Below are 24,322 nucleotides of genomic sequence, written 5' to 3'. Positions count from 1 at the left end.
GACCGCCCGCAGGGTCGATACGATGGCCTTTCCGGGTGTCCGGATCCGCACGAGGAGTGCTCTTGCCAGACGAGGCCCAGCCAGTCGCCGCCCCGCAGCCCGACAAGCCCGAGGCGGCCCCAGCCACGCCCGCGACGCAGCAGCCCGCGGAGAAGCCGAAGCCCCCGGCTCCGGAGCCCGGCAAGGGTCCGGCCCCCGCCGGGGCGAACGGACCCGTGCCCGCTTCCCCCGCGCAGCCGGCCGTCCCCGCCTCCCCGCCCCCCACCGCACCGAAGCCGCCCTCCAAGCCCGCAGCGGCCGCACCGGCCGCCCCCGTGGGCCCCGCGGCCCGTACCGGCGGCTCGTCCAACCGGGTCAGGGCCAGGCTCGCCCGCCTCGGCGTGCAGCGCTCCAGCCCGTACAACCCGGTACTGGAACCGTTGCTGCGTACCGTCCGCAGCAACGACCCCAAGATCGAGAGCGCCACGCTGCGCCAGATCGAGAAGGCCTACCAGGTCGCCGAGCGCTGGCACCGCGGCCAGAAGCGCAAGAGCGGCGACCCGTACATCACGCATCCGCTCGCCGTGACGACGATCCTCGCCGAGCTGGGCATGGATCCGGCCACCCTGATGGCCGGGCTGCTGCACGACACCGTCGAGGACACCGAGTACGGCCTGGACACGCTGCGCCGCGACTTCGGCGACCAGGTCGCCCTTCTCGTCGACGGCGTCACCAAGCTGGACAAGGTCAAGTTCGGCGAGGCCGCGCAGGCCGAGACCGTACGCAAGATGGTCGTCGCCATGGCCAAGGACCCCCGGGTCCTCGTCATCAAGCTCGCCGACCGGCTCCACAACATGCGCACCATGCGCTACCTCAAGCGGGAGAAGCAGGAGAAGAAGGCCCGCGAGACGCTGGAGATCTACGCCCCCCTGGCCCACCGCCTGGGCATGAACACCATCAAGTGGGAGCTGGAGGACCTCGCCTTCGCGATCCTCTACCCCAAGATGTACGACGAGATCGTCCGCCTCGTCGCCGAGCGGGCGCCCAAGCGCGACGAATACCTCGCCATAGTGACCGACGAGGTCCAGTCCGACCTGCGTGCGGCCCGTATCAAGGCCACCGTCACCGGACGGCCGAAGCACTACTACAGCGTCTACCAGAAGATGATCGTGCGGGGCCGCGACTTCGCCGAGATCTACGACCTGGTGGGCATCCGGGTCCTCGTCGACACGGTCCGCGACTGCTACGCGGCGCTCGGTACGGTGCACGCGCGCTGGAATCCGGTCCCCGGCCGGTTCAAGGACTACATCGCGATGCCCAAGTTCAACATGTACCAGTCGCTGCACACCACGGTGATCGGCCCCAGCGGCAAGCCCGTCGAGCTGCAGATCCGTACGTTCGACATGCACCGCCGCGCCGAGTACGGCATCGCCGCGCACTGGAAGTACAAGCAGGAAGCCGTCGCGGGCGCCTCCAAGGTGCGTACCGACGTCCCCAAGAACACCGGCCGAGGCCAGGACACAGTCAACGACATGGCGTGGCTGCGCCAGCTCCTGGACTGGCAGAAGGAGACCGAGGACCCCAGCGAGTTCCTGGAGTCCCTGCGCTTCGACCTCTCCCGCAACGAGGTCTTCGTCTTCACGCCCAAGGGCGACGTCATAGCGCTTCCCGCGGGGGCGACACCGGTCGACTTCGCGTACGCCGTCCATACGGAGGTCGGCCACCGGACCATAGGAGCACGGGTCAACGGGCGGCTCGTACCGCTCGAGTCGACGCTCGACAACGGCGACCTGGTGGAGGTCTTCACCTCCAAGGCCGCCGGCGCCGGGCCCTCCCGCGACTGGCTCGGCTTCGTCAAGTCGCCGCGGGCCCGCAACAAGATCCGCGCCTGGTTCTCCAAGGAACGCCGCGACGAGGCGATCGAGCAGGGCAAGGACTCCATCGCGCGGGCCATGCGCAAGCAGAACCTGCCGATCCAGCGGATCCTGACGGGCGACTCGCTCGTCACGCTCGCCCACGAGATGCGCTACCCCGACATCTCGTCCCTCTACGCCGCGATCGGCGAGGGACATGTGGCGGCGGCCGGCGTCGTACAGAAGCTGGTGCAGGCGCTCGGCGGCGAGGACGCGGCCAACGAGGACCTGGCGGAGAGCTCCCCGCCCTCGCACGGACGCAACAAGCGCCGGGCCAAGGCGGATCCCGGTGTCGTCGTCAAGGGCGTCGAGGACGTCTGGGTCAAGCTGGCCCGCTGCTGTACGCCCGTGCCCGGCGACCCGATCATCGGCTTCGTCACCCGGGGCAGCGGCGTCTCCGTGCACCGGGCGGACTGTGTCAACGTCGACTCGCTCTCGCAGCAGCCGGAGCGGATCCTCGAGGTCGAGTGGGCGCCCACCCAGTCCTCGGTCTTCCTGGTCGCGATCCAGGTCGAGGCGCTGGACCGGTCCCGGCTCCTCTCGGACGTCACGCGGATCCTGTCCGACCAGCACGTCAACATCCTGTCCGCGGCCGTGCAGACGTCCCGCGACCGGGTCGCCACCTCGCGCTTCACCTTCGAGATGGGCGACCCCAAGCACCTCGGGCACGTCCTGAAGGCCGTACGGAGCGTGGAGGGCGTCTACGACGTCTACCGGGTGACCTCGGCCCGCAGGCCGTAGGGCCGAGCTCAGCGGCCCGCCGGCGACGGGGCTCAGGCCCACGTCGCCGGCAGCCACTACTCAGGCGTCGATCTCGTACTGGCCGTACTCCAGGAAGTACCGCATCTCCTCCGGTGTGCCGCCGATCGCCTCGCCGACCGCCGTGCGCAGCGCCTCGCTGATGTCCGGGTCGCCGAGGGTGCGGAAGAGGGCGACGCTGTCGTCCTCGGCCCGGGCGAGCCGGGGCAGCCGGTCTCCAGGAAGTACCTCATGCTTCCGATGTGCCGTTGTCCAAGGCCTCGTTGGCCTCCCGGACGACCCTCCTGCCGCTGTCCTCGTCCGCCGGATGCGCAGGATCGCGGCACGGAGGTCGTCGTCGGACATCTCGTTCACCGGTGTGCCGGAGCCGTCGGCCGCATCCGCCGCATCCGCCGCATCCGCCGCGGACACGGCGGCGGCCGGGGAAGCCGTCCCGGCGGTGAAGGCCGGGCCGGTCAGGAGAAGGGCACGGCCAGGGCGGTGGCCGCGACGGTCAGGACGGCACGGGTCAGTCTCATCCGTGGACCTGCCTCAAGGAGGTGGTGATCTCGGCGGACCCGGCTTTCGCACGAAGCGCGCCGGTGCGGGAACCATTCCCCCTGCCCCGCCCCTGCCTCGGTTCACTGCCGGCTTCCGGCAGTCGTCACGGCTTCTCGTTGCCGTCCACGCACGCCGGGCCGCCGCCGACGCCTGACGGGGCGGCGGCCGCAGAGCGACGACACGGCGGGGACCGGCACACGCGTCGTACGGCCGGGCACGCGAGAGGGGCTTCCCCGCGCGAACGCGGGGAAGCCCCTCAGCCGACATCCGGAGGGTGTCAGCCGCCGAACTCCTCCAGGCCCTTCAGCGCCTGGTCCAGGAGCGCCTGGCGGCCCTCAAGCTCGCGGGCGAGCTTGTCCGCACGGGCGTTGTTGCCCGAGGCGCGAGCCGTGTCGATCTGCGTACGCAGCTTGTCGACGGCCGCCTGGAGCTGCCCGGTCAGACCCGCGGCACGGGCCCGTGCCTCCGGGTTGGTCCGGCGCCACTCCGACTCCTCGGCCTCCTGGAGCGCCCGCTCCACCGCCTGCATCCGCCCCTCGACCTTGGGGCGGGCGTCACGCGGCACATGGCCGATGGCCTCCCAGCGCTCGTTGAGGGTCCTGAACGCGGCCCTGGCCGCCTTCAGGTCCTTCACCGGCACGAGCTTCTCGGCCTCGACGGCGAGCTCCTCCTTGAGCGTGAGGTTCTCCCCCTGCTCCGCGTCGCGCTCGGCGAAGACCCCGTTGCGAGCGGCGAAGAAGACGTCCTGGGCGCCTCGGAAGCGTTCCCACAGGGCGTCCTCCGCCTCGCGCTGGGCGCGGCCCGCCGACTTCCACTCCGTCATCAGGTCGCGGTAGCGGGCAGCCGTCAGGCCCCAGTCCGTGGACCCGGAGAGCGCCTCGGCCTCGACGACCAGCTTCTCCTTGACCTTGCGGGCCTCCTCGCGCTGGGCGTCCAGCGAGGCGAAGTGGGCCTTGCGGCGCTTGGAGAACGCCGAGCGCGCATGCGAGAAGCGGTGCCACAGCTCGTCGTCGGACTTGCGGTCGAGCCGGGGCAGGCCCTTCCACGTGTCGACGAGTGCGCGCAGCCGCTCGCCCGCGGAGCGCCACTGCTCGCTCTGCGCCAGCTCCTCGGCCTCGACGACCAGCGCCTCCTTGGCGTGCTTCGCCTCGTCGGTCTGCTTGGCCTTCTGCGCCTTGCGCTCCTCGCGCCGCGAGTCGACCGTCGCGACCAGGGCGTCCAGCCGCTTGCGCAAGGCGTCCAGGTCGCCGACGGCGTGATGCTCGTCGACCTGCCCCCGCAGATGCTCGATGGCGGTCGTCGCGTCCTTCGCCGACAGGTCGGTGGTCTTCACCCGCCGTTCGAGGAGGCCGATCTCGACCACAATGCCCTCGTACTTGCGCTCGAAATAAGCCAGGGCCTCCTCCGGAGAACCGGCCTGCCACGATCCGACGACCTGTTCGCCATCGGCTGTACGCACGTACACGGTGCCTGTCTCGTCGACACGGCCCCACGGGTCGCTGCTCACAGCGCCTCCTCCACCTGATGCCCGTGAGGGGGCTCGCCCCCCTGGCATCGTCCACAGTTTCCTGGGGCGGGCTGCGCCCGCCCTGCACAACGCCAATCTAGGCGACGGGCCGCCCGGCTGTCCGCACTCAGCGCGGCCGAAAATTATCCGGCCGCACCGAGTGACTGCTGGACGGAGATCCTGCCGGGTCCGCCGCGGTTCACGCCTTGTCGACGGCCGCCTTCGAGATGTTCACGGCCTTCTTCGGTGCACCGTCGGCGGCGCCGCCGGTGACTCCCGCCTTGCCGATGGCCTCGACGGCCTTCAGCGAGTCCTGGTCCATCGTGCCGAACGGCGTGTAGCTGGGCGGCAGTTTGCTGTCCTTGTAGACGAGGAAGAACTGGCTGCCGCCGGTGTGCGCCTGCCCGGTGTTGGCCATCGCCACCGTGCCGGCCGGGTAGGTCACCTTGCCGTCGGCGCCCGCCTTGCCCAGCGCGGTCAGGTTCTCGTCGGGAATCGTGTAGCCGGGACCACCGGTGCCGTCGCCCTTCGGGTCACCGCACTGCAGGACGAAGATGCCCTGTGTGGTCAGCCGGTGACACTTCGTACCGTCGAAGAACTTCTTGTCGGCCAGCGACTTGAAGGAGTTCGTCGTGTGCGGGGTCTTCGCCGCGTCCATCGCGAACGATATGTCGCCCTGGCTCGTCTTGAGCGACATCGTGTACTTCGCCGTCTTGTCGATCTCCATCCCGGGCTCGGGCTCGGTCTTCTCGCTCACCGAGGGAGAGGGAGGGGCCGACGGGCTCTGGCTCGCGGCCGCGCCGGCCTTGTTGTCCTTGTCGTCGTCGCCGTTGGTGGCGAAGTACGTGGCACCGCCGATGACTGCCACCACGGCCACTGCGGAGGCGATGACGACGGTCAGCCGCCTCGTCCTTCGACGGGCGTCCTCCCGGCGCTGCTGCTGCCGCTCGAACTTCTCCCTGGCGAGCTGCCGCCGCCGCTGATCGCTGCTGACCACCGGGTGATCTCCTTGTACGTCGTGTGATCGGGCCTGGGTTGCCCCGTACCGTATATGGGTTAGCTGTGGAATGAGGAGCGCCGGTAGGCTCTGAACTGCTGCGACCTCGCAGCCGACCTCCCTCGTCGGACGACCATTAAGGACGATCGTGCTCATTGCCGGGTTCCCCGCCGGGGCCTGGGGGACCAACTGTTACCTGGTCGCCCCCGCCGCGGGTGAGGAGTGCGTGATCATCGACCCGGGCCACCAGGCCGCCTCCGGGGTCGAGGAAGCGCTGAAGAAGCATCGGCTGAAGCCCGTCGCCGTCGTCCTCACCCACGGCCACATCGACCATGTCGCCTCGGTCGTCCCGGTGTGCGGCGCGCACGACGTCCCCGCCTGGATCCACCCCGAGGACCGCTACATGATGAGTGACCCGGAGAAGGCCCTCGGCCGCTCCATCGGGATGCCGCTCATGGGCGAGCTGACGGTGGGGGAGCCGGACGACGTCAAGGAGCTGAGCGACGGCGCGCAGCTGCTGCTGGCCGGCATGGAGTTCGGCGTCTCGCATGCGCCCGGCCATACGAAGGGGTCGGTGACGTTCAGGATGCCCGAGGCCGCGGACGTTCCGCAGGTCCTCTTCTCGGGTGACCTGCTCTTCGCCGGCTCCGTCGGACGCACCGACCTGCCCGGCGGCGACCATGCCGAGCTCCTCGAGTCGCTGGCCCGCGTGTGCCTGCCGCTCGACGACTCGACCGTGGTGCTGTCCGGCCACGGCCCCCAGACGACCATCGGCCGCGAGCGCGCCACCAATCCGTATCTGAGCGGTATGGACGCGCCCCGACGAGGAATGTGACGAGAGCGAAATCGTGAGCACCTTCAAGGCCCCCAAGGGCACGTACGACCTGACCCCGCCCGACTCCGCGAAGTATCTCGCCGTGCGCGAGGCGATCTCCGCACCGCTGAAGAACTCCGGCTACGGCTACATCGAGACCCCCGGCTTCGAGGACGTGGCCCTCTTCTCCCGCGGCGTCGGTGAGTCCACCGACATCGTGACCAAGGAGATGTACACCCTCACCACCAAGGGCGGCTCCGAGCTCGCCCTGCGCCCCGAGGGCACCGCGTCCGTACTGCGGGCCGCCCTGGAGGCCAACCTCCACAAGCTCGGCAACCTGCCGGTCAAGCTCTGGTACTCCGGCTCGTACTACCGCTACGAGCGCCCGCAGAAGGGCCGGTACCGCCACTTCTCACAGGTCGGCGCCGAGGCGATCGGTGCCGAGGACCCGGCCCTGGACGCCGAGCTGATCATCCTGGCCGACCAGGCGTACCGCACCCTGGGGCTGCGTGAGTTCCGCATCCTGCTGAACTCGCTGGGCGACAAGGAGTGCCGGCCCGTCTACCGCGACGCGCTCCAGGGATTCCTGCGCGAGCTCGACCTCGACGAGGAGACCCGCCGGCGCATCGAGATCAACCCGCTCCGGGTCCTCGACGACAAGCGCCCCGAGGTCCAGAAGCAGCTGACCGGAGCCCCCGTGCTGCGCGACTACCTGTGCGACGCCTGCAAGGCGTACCACGAGGAGGTCCGGGACCTGCTCAATGCGGCAGGTGTCGTGTACGAGGACGACGAGAAGCTCGTGCGCGGCCTCGACTACTACACCCGCACCACGTTCGAGTTCGTCCACGACGGTCTGGGCTCGCAGTCGGCGGTCGGCGGCGGCGGGCGGTACGACGGTCTGTCCGAGATGATCGGCGGACCGGCCCTTCCGTCGGTCGGCTGGGCGCTCGGCGTCGACCGCACCGTGCTCGCGCTGGAGGCGGAGGGCATCGAGCTCGAACTGCCCTCCACCACCAGCGTCTTCGCCGTTCCGCTCGGTGAGGAGGCGCGGCGCGTGCTGTTCGGCGTCGTCACTCAGCTGCGCCGCGAGGGTGTGGCCGCGGACTTCGCGTTCGGGGGCCGCGGGCTCAAAGGCGCCATGAAGAGCGCCAACCGCTCGGGCGCGCGCTTCACGATCGTGGCCGGAGAGCGCGACCTGGCCGAGGGGATCGTCCAGCTCAAGGACATGGAGTCCGGCGAGCAGACGGCAGTGCCCCTGGCCGAGGTGACCGAGGCGGTCCGCACGCGCCTCGCGTGAACCATCCGTCGTGGGCGGGCCCGTGCGGGCCCGCCCACGACGGGGGAGCGCCGGCAGCCCTCTCAACAGTGGGCTGTGGGCGCCCCGTTCCCCCGTCGTCAACGCGGCGGGCACTCATTCATCCTGCCGGGCGATTTCGCTCCGGGGCGGAGTGACGGTCCAGGGGTGGGGCGGATCCCGTCCGAGGACGCGCACAGATGTCCTTGTCACGGCGGCGACGGCCCGGCACCCCCTCGTTCCGGTGCCGTGGCACCCGCGGCCCGCGCGCGCATCTTTATGTTCATCGAACGGAAGTCCTGTGCGGCCGTGCGGCACAATGACCGTGCCCCAGCAGGCCACTCACTGACGGAACGGCGATATGACGACTGCAGCGGTTGACCATCCCTCTTCCGACCAGGACGAGGACGGCGGGAAGAGGACCATCGGCGGCAGTCGCGCGCTGGCACTGCTGCTGGTGATCACGGGCGCTGCCGGACTCCTTGCCGCGTGGGTCATCACCATCGACAAGCTCAAGCTGATGGAGGACCCCAACTTCGTCCCGGGCTGCAGTCTCAACCCGGTGGTGGCCTGCGGCAACATCATGAAGAGCGACCAGGCGTCGGCCTTCGGCTTCCCGAACCCGATGCTCGGCATGGCCGCCTACCCCGTGATCATCGGGATCGGTCTGGCCCTGCTGGCGGGAGCGCGCTTCCGCAGCTGGTACTGGCTGGGGATGAACGCGGGCACGCTGTTCGGCGTCGGGTTCTGCACCTGGCTCCAGTACCAGTCGCTGTACAACATCAACTCGCTGTGCCTGTGGTGCTGCCTGGCCTGGGTCGCCACGATCCTCATGTTCTGCTACGTCACCACGCACAACATCAAGCACCGGATCATTCCCGCGCCGAGCTGGCTGCGCAACGGGCTCACCGAGTTCCACTGGGTGCCCCCGGTCCTGTGGATCGGGATCATCGGCATGCTGATCCTGACCCGCTGGTGGGACTTCTGGACCAGCTGACCGGCCCTTACGCCGCTGCCGGGCGCCCCACCGGCCCGGCCGGGATGTCAGTGCGGTGACATAGGCTTCAGAACGTGGAGCCCGACCTCTTTACCGCAGCTGCCGAAGACCGCCAGGAGAAGGACCCGTCCAGCAGCCCCCTCGCTGTCCGGATGCGGCCCCGTACCCTCGACGAGGTCGTGGGCCAGCAGCATCTGCTCAAGCCGGGCTCGCCACTGCGCCGCCTCGTCGGCGAGGGGAGCGGGGGACCGGCCGGTCCCTCGTCGGTGATTCTCTGGGGTCCCCCCGGCATCGGGAAGACGACCCTGGCGTACGTGGTCAGCAAGGCCACGAACAAACGATTCGTCGAGCTCTCCGCGATCACCGCGGGCGTCAAGGAAGTGCGGGCCGTGATCGAGGGCGCCCGTCGCGCCACCGGTGGCTACGGCAAGGAGACCGTCCTCTTCCTGGACGAGATCCACCGCTTCTCCAAGGCCCAGCAGGACTCACTGCTCCCGGCCGTGGAGAACCGCTGGGTGACACTGATCGCGGCGACCACCGAGAATCCGTACTTCTCGATCATCTCGCCGCTGCTCTCGCGCTCGCTGCTGCTGACGCTGGAGTCGCTGACCGACGACGATCTGCGCGCTCTGCTGAGGCGGGCCCTGACCGACGAGCGGGGACTCGGAAGCGCGGTGACCCTGCCCGAGGACGCGGAGGAACATCTGCTGCGCATCGCCGGGGGCGACGCGCGCCGGGCGCTGACGGCGCTGGAGGCGGCGGCCGGCGCGGCGATGTCCAAGCACGAGGAAGAGATCACCCTCCTCACCCTGGAGGAGACCGTCGACCGGGCGGCCGTTAAGTACGACCGGGACGGCGATCAGCACTACGACGTGGCGAGTGCCCTGATCAAGTCGATCCGCGGCTCCGACGTGGACGCGGCGCTGCACTATCTGGCGCGCATGATCGAGGCGGGTGAGGACCCCCGGTTCATCGCCCGGCGGCTGATGATCTCGGCCAGCGAGGACATCGGTCTCGCCGACCCCACGGCGCTGCCCACCGCGGTCGCGGCGGCCCAGGCAGTCGCGATGATCGGCTTCCCCGAGGCCGCGCTCACCCTCAGCCACGCCACCATCGCGCTGGCGCTCGCCCCGAAGTCCAACGCGGCGACGCTGGCGATCTTCGCCGCCCAGGAAGACGTACGGAAGGGCCTGGCCGGCGCGGTCCCGGCCCATCTGCGCGACGGCCACTACAAGGGCGCCGCGAAGCTGGGCCACGCCCAGGGCTACGTCTACCCGCACGATGTCCCCGGCGGCATCGCCGCCCAGCAGTACGCCCCGGACGCCGTCCGGGACAAGCGCTACTACCGGCCCACCCGCTACGGGGCCGAGGCGCGGTACGCGGACGTGGCGGACCGGGTCCGCGAGCGTCTGGGCCGTGCGGACACCGACGGCGGCGCGAGCGCGCCGGACGGTTCGTAGCGGACCGTGTCAGTGCGCGGCCGCTTCGAAGAGGGTGCGCATGGCGTGGCGCAGCTCCACCACGTCGCGTACCGGCTCGGGGAACTCGAAGCGCGCGTCGAAGCAGGGCCCGTTCCGCTCGAAGAAGCGGACCCGCAACCCGTGCCGGTCCAGCGCGACCGGTACGACGGACGGCGGGTTCGCGCCCGTCTGGGCCGCCCGCTCGCCGAGCAGCTCGCTCAGCGTCCCCAGCCGGTCCCCGTGCGCCGCGTGCAGATGCTGCAGCAGCTCCGCCTCGTGGGCGACGAGGGGGTCGGGGGCCGCGTCCCCCAGCTCCTCCGGCTCGACCGCCTCCGCACCCCAGAGGTCCTCGACGTGGGCCTCGCCCGTCTCCAGCCGCAGCAGCATCCGGCCGGGGCCCGCAACCCCGGGTACGGACGTGAGCCATCCGCAGACGCGGGCCCGGCCGCGGATGCGGTGCGGTACGGCGACCGGGGCGACGTCCGTGATCTCCAGCACGGCTGTCAGCTCGTCGTCCTGGGCGTGGGCCGCGGCCCGTACGGCCGGGGAATCAGCGGGGAATTCGAGGAACAGGTCGCCGTCCGGACCCATGCTCCGGGACAGGGGCATCAGCTGGTCCGAGCCCGCGCTCTCCAGCCCGGGGATGAGCAGCACCGCGGAGCAGGTACTCTGTACGAGAGTTCGTGTGCGCTCGGCTGCTGACGGCATCCGTGTGTTTTCAAGCCCGCTGGGACGCGGCTGACCACGATCTGATCGGTCCTCCGTCGTATCGACGCCTTTGAGTGCGTCGACGCTGTCAGTGCTGTCCGTGACGTGTGTGGTGTTCCCAGGGCGAGACATGCGATCTCCTTGAGTAAGGTGAGCCTAACCTAACCTACAACGGAGGTCTGGAGAACGTGCCTAATCAGTCGCGTCCCAAGGTCAAGAAGAGCCGCGCGCTCGGCATTGCGCTGACGCCGAAGGCCGTCAAGTACTTCGAGGCCCGCCCCTACCCGCCGGGCGAGCACGGCCGTGGCCGCAAGCAGAACTCGGACTACAAGGTCCGTCTGCTCGAGAAGCAGCGTCTGCGCGCCCAGTACGACATCAGCGAGCGCCAGATGGCGCGTGCGTACGACCGCGCCAAGAAGGCCGAAGGCAAGACGGGCGAGGCGCTGGTCGTCGAGCTCGAGCGCCGCCTCGACGCGCTGGTCCTGCGTTCCGGTATCGCCAAGACGATCTACCAGGCTCGCCAGATGGTCGTCCACGGCCACATCGAGGTCAACGGTGGCAAGGTCGACAAGCCGTCGTTCCGTGTCCGTCCGGACGACATCGTCATGGTCCGCGAGCGCAGCCGCGAGAAGTACCCCTTCCAGGTTGCCCGCGAGGGTGGTTACGACACCGACGGTGAGACCCCGCGCTACCTGCAGGTGAACCTGAAGGCCCTGGCCTTCCGCCTTGACCGGGACCCGAACCGCAAGGAAATCCCCGTGATCTGCGACGAGCAGCTCGTCGTCGAGTACTACGCTCGCTGATTCAGGCGTAGTCGCTCTTCACCAGCGCTCAGGCCCGCCCCTCTCCGATCGGGGAGGCGGCGGGCTTTCGCGTGTTCCCGGCAGAGGGCAGGGGTTCCTGTCCGTCGGGGCCCGCCGCCGGCTGCCGTTCGCCGGGCCGGCCCGACAGGGCCCTGGCCACCACGGCGTCCGTGCCCAGCCTGCCGCCGGCGCGCAGCTCCGACGCGTACAGCGTCTCGCCCAGCTCATGACGGGCCAGCTCCGCGCACCGGGCGCGGGGCCTGCCGTAGTGCGCCGAGCCGAACAGCGGCAGCCCCACCGACGGCCAGATGCCGTCGGCGGCGCCTTGCAACAGAGCCGCCTCGGCGGCGTCGCCCTCGACCACCGTGACGAGCGCCAGCAGCTCCAGGGTGAGCACGGTGCCCAGGCGGTCGTGGAAGGTGTGGCTGATGGCCAGCGACTCCTCGAGCAGCTCCCGCGCCCTGCCGGGGCGGCCCCGTTGCAGTGCGGCGAACCCCAGGACATACAGCGCGTAGCTGAGTGCCCACCGCTCCCCGTGGTCCTCGCAGATCTCCCGGACCTCTTCGCAGATCACGACCGCGCCGTCCAGATCCCCCTGGAATCCGGTCGCCATGGCCAGCTCGACCTGGGCCATCAGTACGTTGCTGTTCAGCTCGCCGAGTTCCTGGTAGCGGCCGAGCGCCTCCTCCAGCAGTTCGTGCGCGCGCGCCATGTCGTCCGTGACCAGGGCCAGGCAGCCGGTGCGGTGCACCGCGTACGCCGACGCCAGGGCGTCACCCGCCAGATCCGCCTCCTCCCGGCACTCGGACAGTGCCGAGATCGCGCCCACCGGATCGCCCTGGAGGACCGCGACGTACCCGAGCACCCACAGCGCCTTCAGCCGCGAGGAGTCGTACGGCGTCTCCTCCTCCCGTACGTGTTCCAGCCAGTGCCGGCCCTCCGAGAGGCGTCCACAGCCGACCCACAGGAACCAGAGCGTGCCCGCCAGGTACTGCGCGAGGTGCGCTTCCTCGGGGCTCTCCAGCGAACACTCCATGGCCCGCCGCAGATTCGGCAGCTCGCTCTCCACCCGGGCGGCCACCTCGGCCTGCCGCGGGCTGAACCAGTCGAGCTCGCACCAGGTCGCGAGCCCCAGGAACCAGTCCCGGTGGCGGCGGCGCAGCCGGTCCGTGTCGCCCGTGGCCGCCAGCCACTCGGCGCCGTACTCCCGCACCGTGTCCAGCATCCGGTAGCGGGTGCCGACGGCCGAGTCCTCCCGCAGGACCACGGACTGCGCCAGCAGCCCGGACAGTACGTCCAGTACCGAGTCGGCCGGCAGATCGGGGCCGCTGCAGATGTACTCGGCCGCCTCCAGGTCGAACTGCCCGGCGAAGACGGAGAGCCGCGCCCACAACAGCCGCTGTTCCGGGGCGCACAGCTCATGACTCCAGCCGATGGCCGTACGGAGCGTCTGGTGGCGGGGGAGCGCACTGCGGCTGTTGCCGGTCAGCAGCCGGAACCGGTCGTCCAGCCGCTGCAGCACCTGCTCCGTCGACAGGGCGCGAAGCCGGCCGGCTGCCAGCTCCAGCGCGAGCGGAATGCAGTCGAGACGGCGGCACAGTTCCAGGGCGGCGCCCCGGGAGTGCTCGGTCAGCCGGAACTCGGGCTGCACCGAGGCGGCCCGCACGGCGAACAGCAGCAAGGCGTCCTCGTCGCCCATGGTCGCGAGCGGGTATCCGGTCTCGCCGTCGAGGTCCAGCGGCAGCCGGCCGGCCGCCAGTACCCGCAGCTGCGGGGCCCGACGCAGCAGATCCCGTACCAACTCCGCGCAGGCGTCAACCAGATGCTCGAAACCGTCGATCACCAGGAGGAGTCGGCGCTCGGCACAGTGTTCGAGGAGTGTCGTGCGGGGCGGCCTGCTCGTGTGATCGGTGAGGCCCAGTGCGTCGACCAGGGCATGCTCCAGCAGCACGGGATCGTGGACCGCGGACAGCTCCACCAGCCAGACCCCGTCGCAGTACCGTTTCTCCAGGAGCGCCGCCACTCTGGTGACCAGCCGGGTCTTGCCGACCCCGCCCACCCCGATGACGGTGACGAGTCGGGACTCCTCCAGCAGCCCGACGACATCGGCCAACTCGCCGTCGCGCCCCACGAATCTGTTCAGCTCCGCGGGGAGATTGCCCGGGTGGCAGGGTGCGGGCGCTTCGTGGGAGGCGGCTGGAGGGCTCGAATCGTCGGGGGACGGAAAGGGGCGCTGAGGGCGTCGCATGAAACACGCAGAGTACTGGCCCGAAAGCGCTCCGTACAATCTTGTTGTGGGAACTCCCGCCGGGCCGGACCACAATGCGGTACAAGGCGCGAGCCCCGGCGCGATAGGCTCGGGGACGGTGACCGGCCGCCGCGACGGCCGTCGCCGAAGCGCAGGAAACAAGACAGACAGACGACAAGTCAGAGAGCGGTGCACTGTGTCCGGTGGTGAGGTGGCCGGGATCCTGGTGGCCGTCTTCTGGGCGATCCTGGTTTCGTTCCTCGCCGTCGTGCTGGTGAGGCTCGCCCAGACGCTCAGGGCGACCACGAAGCTCGTGGCGGACGTGACCGAACAGGCCGTCCCGCTGCTCGCCGACGCCTCCGCGACCGTACGTTCCGCTCAGACCCAGCTCGACAAGGTCGACGCGATCGCGACGGACGTCCAGGAAGTCACCTCCAACGCCTCGGCGCTCTCCACCACCGTCGCCTCCACCTTCGGCGGCCCGCTGGTCAAGGTCGCGGCGTTCGGTTACGGGGTCCGGCAGGCCATCGGCCGCAAGTCCAGTCCCGAACCGGAAGCGCGTTCCCGGCGCGCGGTGATCGTCGGCCGGACCGTGCCGTCCGCGCGTGGCAGGAAGCGCAACGGCAGAAACCCCCGCGGATCGAAGGACTGACGCAGCGATGTTCCGCCGTACGTTCTGGTTCACCGCCGGCGCAGCCGCCGGCGTCTGGGCCACCGCCAAGGTCAACCGGAAGATCAAGCAGCTGACCCCCGAGAGCCTCGCGGCGCAGGCCGCCGACAAGGCGCTCGTGGCCGGTCACAAGCTCAAGGACTTCGCCCTGGACGTCCGCGAGGGCATGGCCAGGCGCGAGGCCGAACTGGGCGAGGCCCTCGGGCTCGAAGCGCCCGTCGACCCCGATCTCCCCGTGCAGCGCCACTTCGCCGTCGAGGCGGCCGAGCCCGAGGCGCACCGCACGCTTCCCCGCACGTCACGCACCTACAACTCGTACAACCGGAATGAGGACCACTGATGGAGTCGGCTGAAATTCGTCGCCGCTGGCTGAGCTTCTACGAGGAGCGCGGTCACACCGTTGTCCCTTCGGCGTCGCTCATCGCGGACGACCCGACTCTGCTGCTGGTCCCGGCCGGCATGGTGCCGTTCAAGCCGTACTTCCTCGGCGAGGTCAAGCCGCCCGCCCCGCGCGTCACCAGCGTGCAGAAGTGTGTCCGTACACCGGACATCGAAGAGGTCGGCAAGACCACCCGGCACGGCACCTTCTTCCAGATGTGCGGGAACTTCTCCTTCGGCGACTACTTCAAGGAAGGCGCCATCGAGTACGCCTGGGAGCTGCTGACCAGCTCCGTGGCGGACGGCGGATTCGGGCTCGACCCCGAGCGGCTGTGGATCACGGTCTACCTCGACGACGACGAGGCCGAGCAGATCTGGCGCGACAAGATCGGCGTTCCCGCCGAGCGCATCCAGCGCCTGGGCAAGAAGGACAACTTCTGGTCCATGGGCGTCCCCGGCCCCTGCGGCCCCTGTTCCGAGATCAACTACGACCGCGGCCCCGAGTTCGGCGTCGAGGGCGGCCCGGCCGTCAACGACGAGCGGTACGTGGAGATCTGGAACCTGGTCTTCATGCAGTACGAGCGCGGCGCCGGTGACGGCAAGGACGACTTCCCGATCCTCGGCGACCTGCCCTCCAAGAACATCGACACCGGTCTCGGCCTCGAACGCCTCGCGATGATCCTGCAGGGCGTGCAGAACATGTACGAGACCGACACCCTGCGCGTCGTCATGGACAAGGCAACCGAGCTCACCGGGGTGCGCTACGGCGCCGCCCAGGGCACGGACGTCTCGCTCCGCGTGGTCGCCGATCACATCCGCACTTCCGTGATGCTCATCGGCGACGGTGTCACCCCCGGCAACGAGGGCCGCGGCTATGTGCTGCGCCGCATCATGCGCCGGGCGATCCGCAACATGCGGCTGATGGGCGCCACCGGCTCGGTCGTGAACGAGCTGGTCGACGTCGTGATCAACACGATGGGGCAGCAGTACCCCGAGCTGATCACCGACCGCAAGCGCATCGAGACCGTCGCCCTCGCCGAGGAAGCCGCCTTCCTCAAGGCCCTCAAGGGTGGCACCAACATCCTGGAGACCGCGGTCACCGAGACCAAGGCCGCCGGCGGCCGGGTCATCGCCGGTGACAAGGCGTTCCTGCTCCACGACACCTGGGGCTTCCCGATCGACCTCACCCTGGAGATGGCCGCAGAACAGGGCCTGTCCGTGGACGAGGACGGCTTCCGCCGCCTCATGCAGGAGCAGCGGGACAAGGCCAAGGCCGACGCCAGGGCCAAGAAGACCGGTCACGCCGACCTGTCCGCCTACCGTGAGGTCGCCGACAACTCCGGCGTCACCGAGTTCACGGGGTACACCTCCACCGAGGGCGAGTCGACCATCGTCGGTCTCCTCGTCGACGGCGTCTCCTCGCCCGCCGCCTCCGAGGGCGACGAGGTCGAGGTCGTCCTGGACCGCACCCCGTTCTACGCCGAGGGCGGCGGCCAGCTCGCCGACCAGGGCCGGATCCGGCTCCACAACGGCGCCGTCATCCAGGTGCGCGACGTCCAGCAGCCGGTCCCCGGCGTCTCCGTCCACAAGGGCTCGGTCCAGGTCGGCGAGGTGACGGTCGGTGCCTCGGCCCTCGCCACCATCGACAACACCCGCCGCCGCGCGATCGCCCGCGCCCACAGCGCCACCCACCTCACGCACCAGGCGCTGCGTGACGCGCTGGGCCCGACGGCCGCCCAGGCCGGTTCGGAGAACTCCCCGGGCCGTTTCCGCTTCGACTTCGGTTCGCCCGCCGCCGTACCGGGCACGGTCCTCGTCGACGTCGAGCAGAAGATCAACGAGGTCCTCTCGCGGGAGCTCGACGTGCAGGCCGAGGTCATGTCGATCGACGAGGCCAAGAAGCAGGGCGCCATCGCCGAGTTCGGCGAGAAGTACGGCGAGCGGGTCCGGGTCGTGACGATCGGCGACTTCTCCAAGGAGCTGTGCGGCGGCACGCACGTCGGCAACACCGCCCAGCTCGGTCTGGTGAAGCTGCTCGGCGAGTCGTCCATCGGTTCCGGTGTGCGCCGCATCGAGGCCCTCGTAGGCGTCGACGCGTACAACTTCCTCGCCAAGGAGCACACGGTCGTCGCCCAGCTGCAGGAGCTGGTCAAGGGCCGTCCCGAGGAGCTCCCGGAGAAGATCGCGGGCATGCTCGGCAAGCTGAAGGACGCCGAGAAGGAGATCGAGAAGTTCCGCGCGGAGAAGGTCCTGGCGGCCGCCGCGGGCCTGGTCGACTCCGCCAAGGACGTACGGGGCGTCGCCCTGGTCACCGGGCAGGTGCCGGACGGCACCTCCGCCGACGACCTGCGCAAGCTCGTCCTCGACGTCCGTGGGCGCATCCAGGGCGGCCGGCCGGCCGTCGTGGCCCTGTTCACCACGGCCAACGGCCGCCCGCTGACCGTCATCGCCACCAACGAGGCCGCCCGCGAGCGCGGCCTGAAGGCCGGTGACCTGGTCCGTACGGCCGCCAAGACGCTCGGCGGCGGTGGCGGCGGCAAGCCGGACGTCGCCCAGGGCGGCGGCCAGAACCCGGACGCCATCGGCGACGCCGTCGCCGCTGTCGAACGCCTCGTCACCGAGACGGCGTGACGTCGGACATGACGCAGATGCGCCGCGGTCGCCGCCTGGCGATCGACGTCGGGGACGCCCGGATCGGGGTCGCCTCCTGCGACCCCGACGGGATCCTGGCCACGCCGGTGGAGACCGTGCCGGGACGCGACGTCCCGGCCGCCCACCGGCGGCTCGGACAGATCGTCGCGGAGTACGAGCCGATCGAGGTCATCGTCGGTCTGCCCCGGTCCCTGGGCGGTGGTGAGGGACCGGCAGCGGCCAAGGTCCGCGCCTTCACCGATGTGCTCGCCCGCGCGGTTGCACCCATTCCGGTGCGATTGGTGGACGAGAGGATGACCACAGTGACGGCCAGTCAGGGGCTGCGCGCATCAGGCGTGAAGTCCAAAAAGGGCCGATCCGTCATTGATCAGGCTGCCGCTGTGGTGATCCTTCAGAACGCTCTGGAGTCCGAACGGGCTTCGGGCAATCCGCCCGGCGAGGGCGTCGAAGTGGTTGTCTGATCGCGATACGGTAACGTTCCGCGCGATGCGGCGGTGTTCGAACAAACCGCACAGCAAAGAGACGGAACAGCGTCTCGCGGCTCAAGGGGATCGATGACTGAGTATGGCCGGGGCCCCGGCTCCGAACCGTGGCGTCCCGAGGATCCCCTGTACGGGGACCAGGGATGGGGAGGCGGGCAGCAGCCTGCCCCCGGCCAGGGCCAGTACGGCGGCCAGCAGCAGCCCTACCCGCAGGACCCGTACGCCCAGCAGCAGCCGCAGGCCCCGTACACGCAGCAGCAGGACCCTTACCAGCAGCAGCAGCAGCACCAGCAGCACCAGCAGCAGCACCAGCAGCACCAGCAGCAGCACCAACAGCAGCATCAGGACCCGTACGCCCAGCAGCCGCAGTACCAGCAGCAGCCCCCGTACGACGCCCAGCAGGACCCGTACGCCCAGCAGCCGTCGTACAACAGCGGGTGGGACACCGGTCAGCAGCCCGCCGCGATGCCGTACGACGGCCAGCCCGCCGACCAGTACGGCTACGGCGAGACGAACGACTACTACGGCACCCCGGAGGCCTACCCGCCGCCGCAGCCCCCGGGCCGCCGCGAGGCCGAACCCGCACCGGCCCCGGCGCAGAACCCGGACTGGGACCCCGAGTTCCAGCCGGAGGAGACGCACCCCTTCTTCACGGGCGCGGACGACGAGGGCGAAGCCAAGGACGACGACTACGACGACGACCCGCGCGAGTCCCGCCGCGGTGACGGCGGAGGCGAGCGGCGCGGCAAGGGCAAGAAGAAGAAGGGCCGCAGCGGCTGCGCCTGTCTGGTCGTCTCCCTCGTCCTGGCCGGCGGTCTCGGCGGAGTGGGCTACTTCGGCTACTCGTTCTACAAGGACAAGTTCGGTTCGGCCCCCGACTATTCGGGCAGCGGCTCGGGTTCGGTCGAGGTGGAGATCCCGAAGGGCTCGTACGGGTACGACATCGGCAACATCCTGAAGAAGCTGGGTGTGGTCAAGAGCGTCGACGCGTTCGTCTCCGCGCAGAACGAGAACCCCAAGGGGAAGTCGATCCAGGCCGGGGTCTATCTCCTCCACGAGGAGATGTCGGCGGCCGAGGCCGTGAAGATGATGGTCGACCCGAAGAGCCAGAACCTTCTGATCATCCCCGAGGGCTCCCGCAACGTCGCCGTCTACGCGAAGATCGACGCGAAGCTGAACCTCAAGGCGGGCACGACCAAGGCCGTCGCCACGTCCAAGAAGGCCGATCTGGGCCTCCCCGGCTGGGTGGGCAGGAACAAGGACATCAAGGACCCGCTGGAAGGATTCCTCTACCCGGCCGCATATCCGGTCACGAAGGAAACCAAGCCGGAGACGATTCTCAAGAAGATGGTCTCGCGGTCCAACGAGGAGTACGAGGATCTCGACCTCGAAGGAACCGCCAAGAAGTACAACCTGGACGGTCCGTGGCAGGTGCTCACCGTGGCCAGCCTGGTCCAGGCGGAAGGCCTCACGCATGACGACTTCCGCAAGATGGCCGAAGTCGTCTACAACCGCCTGAAGTCCGACAACGTGGCGACGAACCGCAAGCTCGAATTCGACTCGGCGTTCAATTACCTCAAGAACCAGAGCGAGATCAAGATCAGGTCGAACGAGATCCGGACCAATCCGGATCCCTACAACACCTATTACCACGCCGGTCTGCCGCCCGGCCCCATCGGCAACCCCGGGGACGAAGCCCTGCGCGCGACCCTGAGTCCCACCTCCAGCGGCTGGATGTTCTTCATCTCGCTCGACGGCAAGAAGACCCAGTTCACCAAGACGGCCGCGGAGCACGAGAAGCTCAACGAGAAGTTCAAGGAACTGCATGGCCTCGACTGACCGGCGCAACCGGGCAGCCGTCCTCGGCTCGCCCATCGCGCACTCGCTCTCCCCGGTCCTGCACCGGGCCGCGTACGCCGAACTCGGCCTCGACGACTGGTCGTACGACCGGTTCGACGTGGACGAGGCGGCGCTCCCCGGCTTCGTCGAGGGCCTGGATTCCTCCTGGGCCGGGCTCTCCCTCACCATGCCGCTGAAGCGGGCGATCATCCCGCTGCTGGACTCCGTCAGCGAGACCGCGGCCTCCGTCGAGGCCGTGAACACGGTCGTCCTCACCGAGGACGGCGGGCGGGCCGGCGACAACACCGACATCCCCGGCATGATCGCCGCCCTGCACGAGCGCGGTGTCGAGAAGACCGAAACCGCCGCCGTCCTCGGTGCCGGAGCCACGGCCTCGTCCGCTCTCGCCGCGCTCTCGCAGATCTGTACGGGACCGGTCACCGCCTACGTCCGGAGCCGCGAGCGCGGTGACGAGATGCGCGGCTGGGGCGAACGGCTCGGGGTCGAGGTGCGGATCGCGGACTGGGCGGAGGCCGAGCAGGCGCTGTACGCCCCGCTGATCATCGCGACCACGCCGGCCGGGACCACGGACGGGCTGATGAACGCCGTACCGGACCATCCCGGCACGCTCTTCGACGTGCTGTACGAGCCCTGGCCCACCGGACTCGCATCCGCCTGGGCGGCCCGCGACGGTGCAATCGTCGGAGGTCTTGACCTTCTGGTGCACCAGGCCGTCCTCCAGGTCGAGCAGATGACGGGCCGCTCGCCCGCGCCGCTGGCCGCCATGCGGCGGGCCGGCGAACAGGCGCTGGCCGCCCGCTGACCGCACATCCGGCCCGCCCGGTCCGTCCGTCTGATGGACCGGCGGCGGGCCGGGGGGCCCGGTCGTGGGAGGATCGAGGGCGGCGGGCCAGGGCCGCGCACCCGGTCGCGCCGTTGCAGTTACAGGCGCGAGCATGAGGAGCACCGTTGAGCAGGTTGCGCTGGCTGACCGCCGGAGAGTCGCACGGCCCCGCACTGGTGGCGACGCTGGAGGGTCTTCCCGCCGGTATCCCCGTCACCACGGAGATGGTGGCGGACGCGCTCGCCAGGCGACGGCTCGGTTACGGGCGCGGCGCCCGGATGAAGTTCGAGAAGGACGAGGTCACCTTCCTCGGCGGGGTCCGGCACGGCCTGACCATGGGCTCGCCCGTCGCCGTGATGGTGGGCAACACCGAGTGGCCCAAGTGGGAGCAGGTCATGTCGGCTGACCCGGTCGACCCCGACGTACTGGCCGCCCAGGCCCGTAACGCCCCGCTGACCCGCCCCCGGCCCGGCCACGCCGACCTCGCCGGCATGCAGAAGTACGGCTTCGACGAGGCCCGGCCGATCCTGGAGCGCGCCAGCGCCCGGGAGACCGCGGCCCGCGTCGCACTCGGCGCCGTCGCCCGGTCGTACCTCAAGGAGACGGCCGGCATCGAGATCGTCAGCCACGTCGTGGAGCTGGCGGCGGCCAAGGCGCCGTACGGGGTCTACCCGGTCCCCGCCGACGTCGAGAAGCTCGACGCCGACCCGGTGCGCTGCCTCGACGCGACCGCGAGCAAGCAGATGGTCGCCGAGATCGACCAGGCCCACAAGGACGGCGACACGCTCGGCGGTGTGGTCGAGGTGCTGGCGTACGGAGTGCCGGTCGGCCTCGGATCGCACGTGCACTGGGACCGCCGGCTCGACGCCCGCCTCGCCGCCGCGCTCATGGGCATCCAGGCCATCAAGGGCGTGGAGGTCGGCGACGGCTTCGACCTCGCCCGGGTGCCCGGTTCGCAGGCGCACGACGAGATCCTGGTGACGGACGACGGGATCAGGCGCGCCTCCGGTCGCGCAGGCGGTACCGAGGGCGGCCTGACCACCGGTGAGCTGCTGCGCGTCCGCGCCGCGATGAAGCCGATCGCGACCGTGCCGCGCGCGCTGGCCACGGTCGACGTGGTGACCGGTGAGCCGGCCAAGGCGCACCACCAGCGCTCCGATGTCTGTGCCGTTCCGGCCGCGGGCATCGTCGCCGAGGCGATGGTCGCGCTGGTGCTCGCCGACGCGGTCGCGGAGAAGTTCGGCGGCGACAGCGTCGCCGAGACCCACCGCAACGTCCAGTCGTACCTCGACCACCTCCAGATCCGATGAGCGGTCCGCTGATCGTCCTGGTCGGTCCCATGGGCGTCGGCAAGTCCACGGTCGGCGAGTTGCTCGCCGACCGGCTTGCCACCGGCTACCGGGACACCGACGCCGATGTCGTGGCGACGGCCGGCAAGCCCATCTCGGAGATCTTCTACGACGAGGGCGAGGAGCACTTCCGCGCACTCGAGAGGGAGGCCGTCCGCGCCGCGGTCGCCGAGCACGAGGGCGTTCTCTCTCTCGGCGGCGGCGCCGTCCTCGACGAGGCGACGCGCGCCCTGCTCGCGGATCACGCCGTCGTCTACCTCTCGATGGACGTCGACGAGGCGGTGAAGCGGGTCGGGCTGAACACCGCGCGCCCGCTGCTCGCCGTGAACCCGCGCCGGCAGTGGCGCGAGCTCATGGAGGCCCGCCGCCACCTCTACACGGAGGTGGCCCGTGCGGTCGTCGCGACCGACGAGCGCACACCGGAAGAGGTCGCCCAGGCGGTCCTCGACGCACTGGAGCTGCCGGACGCACCGTCCGGCCGGGAGAAACGAACGATGACCGACCAGGCCCCCACCCGCATCCAGATCGCCGGCAGCGCGGGCACCGATCCGTACGAGGTACTGATCGGCCGGCAGCTCCTCGGTGAGCTGCCCACGCTCATCGGCGACCGCGCCCAGCGCGTCGCGGTCCTGCACCCCGAGGCGCTCGCCGAAACCGGCGAGGCGGTCCGTCAGGACCTCGCGGACCAGGGCTACGAGGCCATCGCCATCCAGCTGCCCAACGCCGAGGAGGCCAAGACCGTCGAGGTCGCCGCCTACTGCTGGAAGGCGCTCGGCCAGACGGGCTTCACCCGCACCGACGTCATCGTCGGCATCGGCGGCGGCGCCACCACGGACGTCGCCGGCTTCGTCGCAGCCTCCTGGCTGCGCGGAGTGCGCTGGATCGCCGTACCCACCACCGTGCTCGGCATGGTCGACGCGGCCGTCGGCGGCAAGACCGGCATCAACACCGCCGAGGGCAAGAACCTCGTCGGCGCCTTCCACCCGCCGACCGGGGTGCTCTGCGACCTGGCCGCGCTGGACTCGCTGCCCGTCAACGACTACGTCTCCGGCATGGCGGAGATCATCAAGGCCGGCTTCATCGCCGACCCGGTGATCCTCGACCTCGTCGAGGCGGACCCGCAGGGCGCGCGCACACCGGCCGGACCGCACACCGCCGAGCTCATCGAGCGGGCCATCCGGGTCAAGGCGGAGGTCGTCTCCAGCGACCTCAAGGAGTCCGGGCTCCGCGAGATCCTCAACTACGGGCACACGCTGGCCCACGCGATCGAGAAGAACGAGCGCTACAAGTGGCGCCACGGCGCCGCCGTCTCGGTCGGCATGGTCTTCGCCGCCGAACTGGGCCGCCTCGCCGGACGCCTGGACGACGCCACCGCCGACCGGCACCGCGCCGTCCTGGAGTCCGTCGGACTGCCGCTCACCTACCGCGGCGACCAGTGGCCCAAGCTGCTGGAGAACATGAAGGTCGACAAGAAGTCCCGCGGCAACCTGCTGCGCTTCATCGTCCTGGACGGCCTAGGCAAGCCCACCGTCCTGGAGGGCCCCGACCCGGCCGTTCTGCTCGCCGCCTACGGTGAGGTGTCGGCGTGACCCGCCGGGTGTTCGTCCTCAACGGACCCAACCTCGGCAGGCTGGGCTCCCGCGAGCCCGATGTCTACGGGGCCACCTCGTACGCCGGACTCGTCGACACCTGCCGCACCCTCGGCAAGGAGCTCGGCTTCGACGTCGACGTCCGGGAGACCAACGACGAGGGGGAGCTGATCCGCTGGCTCCACGAGGCCGCGGACGGCTCAATTCCGGTCGTTCTCAACCCGGGTGCCTTCACGCACTATTCGTACGGGATGCGGGACGCGGCCGCCCAGCGCACCGCCCCGCTGATCGAGGTCCACATCTCGAACCCGTACGCCCGGGAGGAATTCCGTCACAACTCCGTGGTCGCACCGGTCGCCACCGGGACCGTGGCCGGATTCGGCATCGGCTCCTACCGGCTCGCCCTGCGCGCACTCGCGGACGAACTGACGGACTGACGCACCCGTGCACCGGAAGCCGACTGGCCGAAGGGGCACTATGGACCCTCCCCGGCCGTTCCC

General features: G+C 70.1%; 19 protein-coding genes and 1 pseudogene. 15 read left to right on the top strand and 5 right to left on the bottom strand.

What is annotated here, in order from left to right; translation table 11 throughout:
* Window positions 1-62: 62 nt before the first annotated feature.
* The gene (locus tag SH922_RS06425; RefSeq protein WP_393055700.1) at window positions 63-2,633 is read left to right on the top strand and encodes a RelA/SpoT family protein; all 2,571 of its coding nucleotides are present in this window, start codon (window positions 63-65) and stop codon (window positions 2,631-2,633) included.
* A 60-nt stretch (window positions 2,634-2,693) separates the two neighbouring features.
* Here the strand turns inward: SH922_RS06425 and SH922_RS06420 are convergent, their stop codons facing one another.
* The 3 genes from SH922_RS06420 to SH922_RS06410 all read right to left on the bottom strand — a co-directional run bounded on the left by SH922_RS06420 (window position 2,694) and on the right by SH922_RS06410 (window position 5,695).
* On the bottom strand, window positions 2,694-2,996 hold the full coding sequence (locus SH922_RS06420; RefSeq protein WP_393055697.1) for an ALF repeat-containing protein: 303 nt from the start codon (window positions 2,994-2,996) through the stop codon (window positions 2,694-2,696).
* 472 nt (window positions 2,997-3,468) lie between these two features.
* On the bottom strand, window positions 3,469-4,698 hold the full coding sequence (locus SH922_RS06415) for a DUF349 domain-containing protein (protein ID WP_393055694.1): 1,230 nt from the start codon (window positions 4,696-4,698) through the stop codon (window positions 3,469-3,471).
* Window positions 4,699-4,897: 199 nt separating this feature from the next.
* Entirely contained in the window at window positions 4,898-5,695 is a 798-nt protein-coding gene (locus SH922_RS06410) for a peptidylprolyl isomerase (RefSeq protein ID WP_393055691.1), read from the bottom strand.
* A gap of 148 nt (window positions 5,696-5,843) precedes the next feature.
* On the opposite strand from SH922_RS06410, the gene SH922_RS06405 reads away from it, so the two are divergent.
* The 4 genes from SH922_RS06405 (at window position 5,844) to SH922_RS06390 (ending at window position 10,260) form a co-directional block, all read left to right on the top strand.
* Window positions 5,844-6,530, top strand: coding sequence for an MBL fold metallo-hydrolase (locus tag SH922_RS06405; RefSeq protein WP_350996319.1), 687 nt, complete (start codon window positions 5,844-5,846; stop codon window positions 6,528-6,530).
* A gap of 13 nt (window positions 6,531-6,543) precedes the next feature.
* Complete coding sequence (gene hisS / locus SH922_RS06400) at window positions 6,544-7,806, top strand: histidine--tRNA ligase (RefSeq protein ID WP_393055687.1); 1,263 nt, start codon at window positions 6,544-6,546, stop codon at window positions 7,804-7,806.
* Window positions 7,807-8,164: 358 nt separating this feature from the next.
* Complete coding sequence (locus SH922_RS06395; RefSeq protein WP_393055684.1) at window positions 8,165-8,800, top strand: vitamin K epoxide reductase family protein; 636 nt, start codon at window positions 8,165-8,167, stop codon at window positions 8,798-8,800.
* 74 nt (window positions 8,801-8,874) lie between these two features.
* Window positions 8,875-10,260, top strand: coding sequence for a replication-associated recombination protein A (locus SH922_RS06390; protein ID WP_393055681.1), 1,386 nt, complete (start codon window positions 8,875-8,877; stop codon window positions 10,258-10,260).
* 9 nt (window positions 10,261-10,269) lie between these two features.
* On the opposite strand, the gene SH922_RS06385 is transcribed toward SH922_RS06390, so the two are convergent.
* Window positions 10,270-10,968 carry a DUF2470 domain-containing protein gene (locus SH922_RS06385; protein WP_393055678.1) on the bottom strand — a complete coding sequence of 233 codons (699 nt, stop codon included), beginning with the start codon at window positions 10,966-10,968 and terminating at the stop codon, window positions 10,270-10,272.
* Between the two features lie 188 nt (window positions 10,969-11,156).
* On the opposite strand from SH922_RS06385, the gene rpsD reads away from it, so the two are divergent.
* Window positions 11,157-11,771: a 30S ribosomal protein S4 gene (rpsD, locus tag SH922_RS06380; protein WP_136327444.1), complete on the top strand. Its 615-nt coding sequence runs from the start codon at window positions 11,157-11,159 to the stop codon at window positions 11,769-11,771.
* 18 nt (window positions 11,772-11,789) lie between these two features.
* Here the strand turns inward: rpsD and SH922_RS06375 are convergent.
* A pseudogene (locus tag SH922_RS06375) lies at window positions 11,790-14,019 on the bottom strand (ATP-binding protein).
* Window positions 14,020-14,230: 211 nt separating this feature from the next.
* Between SH922_RS06375 and SH922_RS06370 the strand changes: the two are divergent.
* The 9 genes from SH922_RS06370 to aroQ all read left to right on the top strand — a co-directional run bounded on the left by SH922_RS06370 (window position 14,231) and on the right by aroQ (window position 24,259).
* A complete protein-coding gene (locus SH922_RS06370) occupies window positions 14,231-14,671 on the top strand; it encodes a DUF948 domain-containing protein (RefSeq protein ID WP_393063476.1) in 441 nt (146 codons plus the stop codon).
* A gap of 7 nt (window positions 14,672-14,678) precedes the next feature.
* Window positions 14,679-15,029: a DUF6167 family protein gene (locus SH922_RS06365; RefSeq protein ID WP_393055674.1), complete on the top strand. Its 351-nt coding sequence runs from the start codon at window positions 14,679-14,681 to the stop codon at window positions 15,027-15,029.
* Window positions 15,029-17,698 (top strand): alanine--tRNA ligase, encoded by a 2,670-nt coding sequence (gene alaS / locus SH922_RS06360; protein WP_393055671.1) that lies wholly within the window; start codon window positions 15,029-15,031, stop codon window positions 17,696-17,698. The genes SH922_RS06365 and alaS overlap by 1 nt, the downstream gene beginning before the upstream one ends.
* Before the next feature lie 8 nt (window positions 17,699-17,706).
* On the top strand, window positions 17,707-18,180 hold the full coding sequence (gene ruvX, locus SH922_RS06355) for a Holliday junction resolvase RuvX (protein ID WP_359140914.1): 474 nt from the start codon (window positions 17,707-17,709) through the stop codon (window positions 18,178-18,180).
* Window positions 18,181-18,273: 93 nt separating this feature from the next.
* A complete protein-coding gene (gene mltG / locus SH922_RS06350) occupies window positions 18,274-20,040 on the top strand; it encodes an endolytic transglycosylase MltG (protein ID WP_393055668.1) in 1,767 nt (588 codons plus the stop codon).
* Window positions 20,027-20,863 (top strand): shikimate dehydrogenase, encoded by an 837-nt coding sequence (locus SH922_RS06345; RefSeq protein WP_393055666.1) that lies wholly within the window; start codon window positions 20,027-20,029, stop codon window positions 20,861-20,863. Before mltG ends, SH922_RS06345 begins: the two co-directional genes overlap by 14 nt.
* 146 nt (window positions 20,864-21,009) lie before the next feature.
* Window positions 21,010-22,194 carry a chorismate synthase gene (aroC, locus tag SH922_RS06340; RefSeq protein WP_359086583.1) on the top strand — a complete coding sequence of 395 codons (1,185 nt, stop codon included), beginning with the start codon at window positions 21,010-21,012 and terminating at the stop codon, window positions 22,192-22,194.
* Window positions 22,191-23,822, top strand: coding sequence for a 3-dehydroquinate synthase (aroB, locus tag SH922_RS06335; protein ID WP_393055662.1), 1,632 nt, complete (start codon window positions 22,191-22,193; stop codon window positions 23,820-23,822). The genes aroC and aroB overlap by 4 nt, the downstream gene beginning before the upstream one ends.
* The gene (aroQ, locus tag SH922_RS06330) at window positions 23,819-24,259 is read left to right on the top strand and encodes a type II 3-dehydroquinate dehydratase (protein ID WP_326735100.1); all 441 of its coding nucleotides are present in this window, start codon (window positions 23,819-23,821) and stop codon (window positions 24,257-24,259) included. The genes aroB and aroQ overlap by 4 nt, the downstream gene beginning before the upstream one ends.
* The last annotated feature ends 63 nt before the right edge of the window (window positions 24,260-24,322 follow it).

It is taken from the genome of Streptomyces sp. LN549 (assembly GCF_043203805.1).
Lineage (GTDB): Bacteria > Actinomycetota > Actinomycetes > Streptomycetales > Streptomycetaceae > Streptomyces.
This window is presented reverse-complemented; position numbering and strand designations above follow the sequence as displayed.

Excerpts from the sequence above, each read along its gene's own strand:
- SH922_RS06420 (WP_393055697.1), bottom strand. The coding sequence starts at position 2,996 with ATGTCCGACGACGACCTCCGTGCCGCGATCCTGCGCATCCGGCGGACG.
- SH922_RS06395 (WP_393055684.1), top strand. The coding sequence starts at position 8,165 with ATGACGACTGCAGCGGTTGACCATCCCTCTTCCGACCAGGACGAGGAC.
- SH922_RS06385 (WP_393055678.1), bottom strand. The coding sequence starts at position 10,968 with ATGCCGTCAGCAGCCGAGCGCACACGAACTCTCGTACAGAGTACCTGC.
- SH922_RS06365 (WP_393055674.1), top strand. The coding sequence starts at position 14,679 with ATGTTCCGCCGTACGTTCTGGTTCACCGCCGGCGCAGCCGCCGGCGTC.
- alaS (WP_393055671.1), top strand. The coding sequence starts at position 15,029 with ATGGAGTCGGCTGAAATTCGTCGCCGCTGGCTGAGCTTCTACGAGGAG.
- ruvX (WP_359140914.1), top strand. The coding sequence starts at position 17,707 with ATGACGCAGATGCGCCGCGGTCGCCGCCTGGCGATCGACGTCGGGGAC.
- mltG (WP_393055668.1), top strand. The coding sequence starts at position 18,274 with ATGACTGAGTATGGCCGGGGCCCCGGCTCCGAACCGTGGCGTCCCGAG.
- SH922_RS06345 (WP_393055666.1), top strand. The coding sequence starts at position 20,027 with ATGGCCTCGACTGACCGGCGCAACCGGGCAGCCGTCCTCGGCTCGCCC.
- aroB (WP_393055662.1), top strand. The coding sequence starts at position 22,191 with ATGAGCGGTCCGCTGATCGTCCTGGTCGGTCCCATGGGCGTCGGCAAG.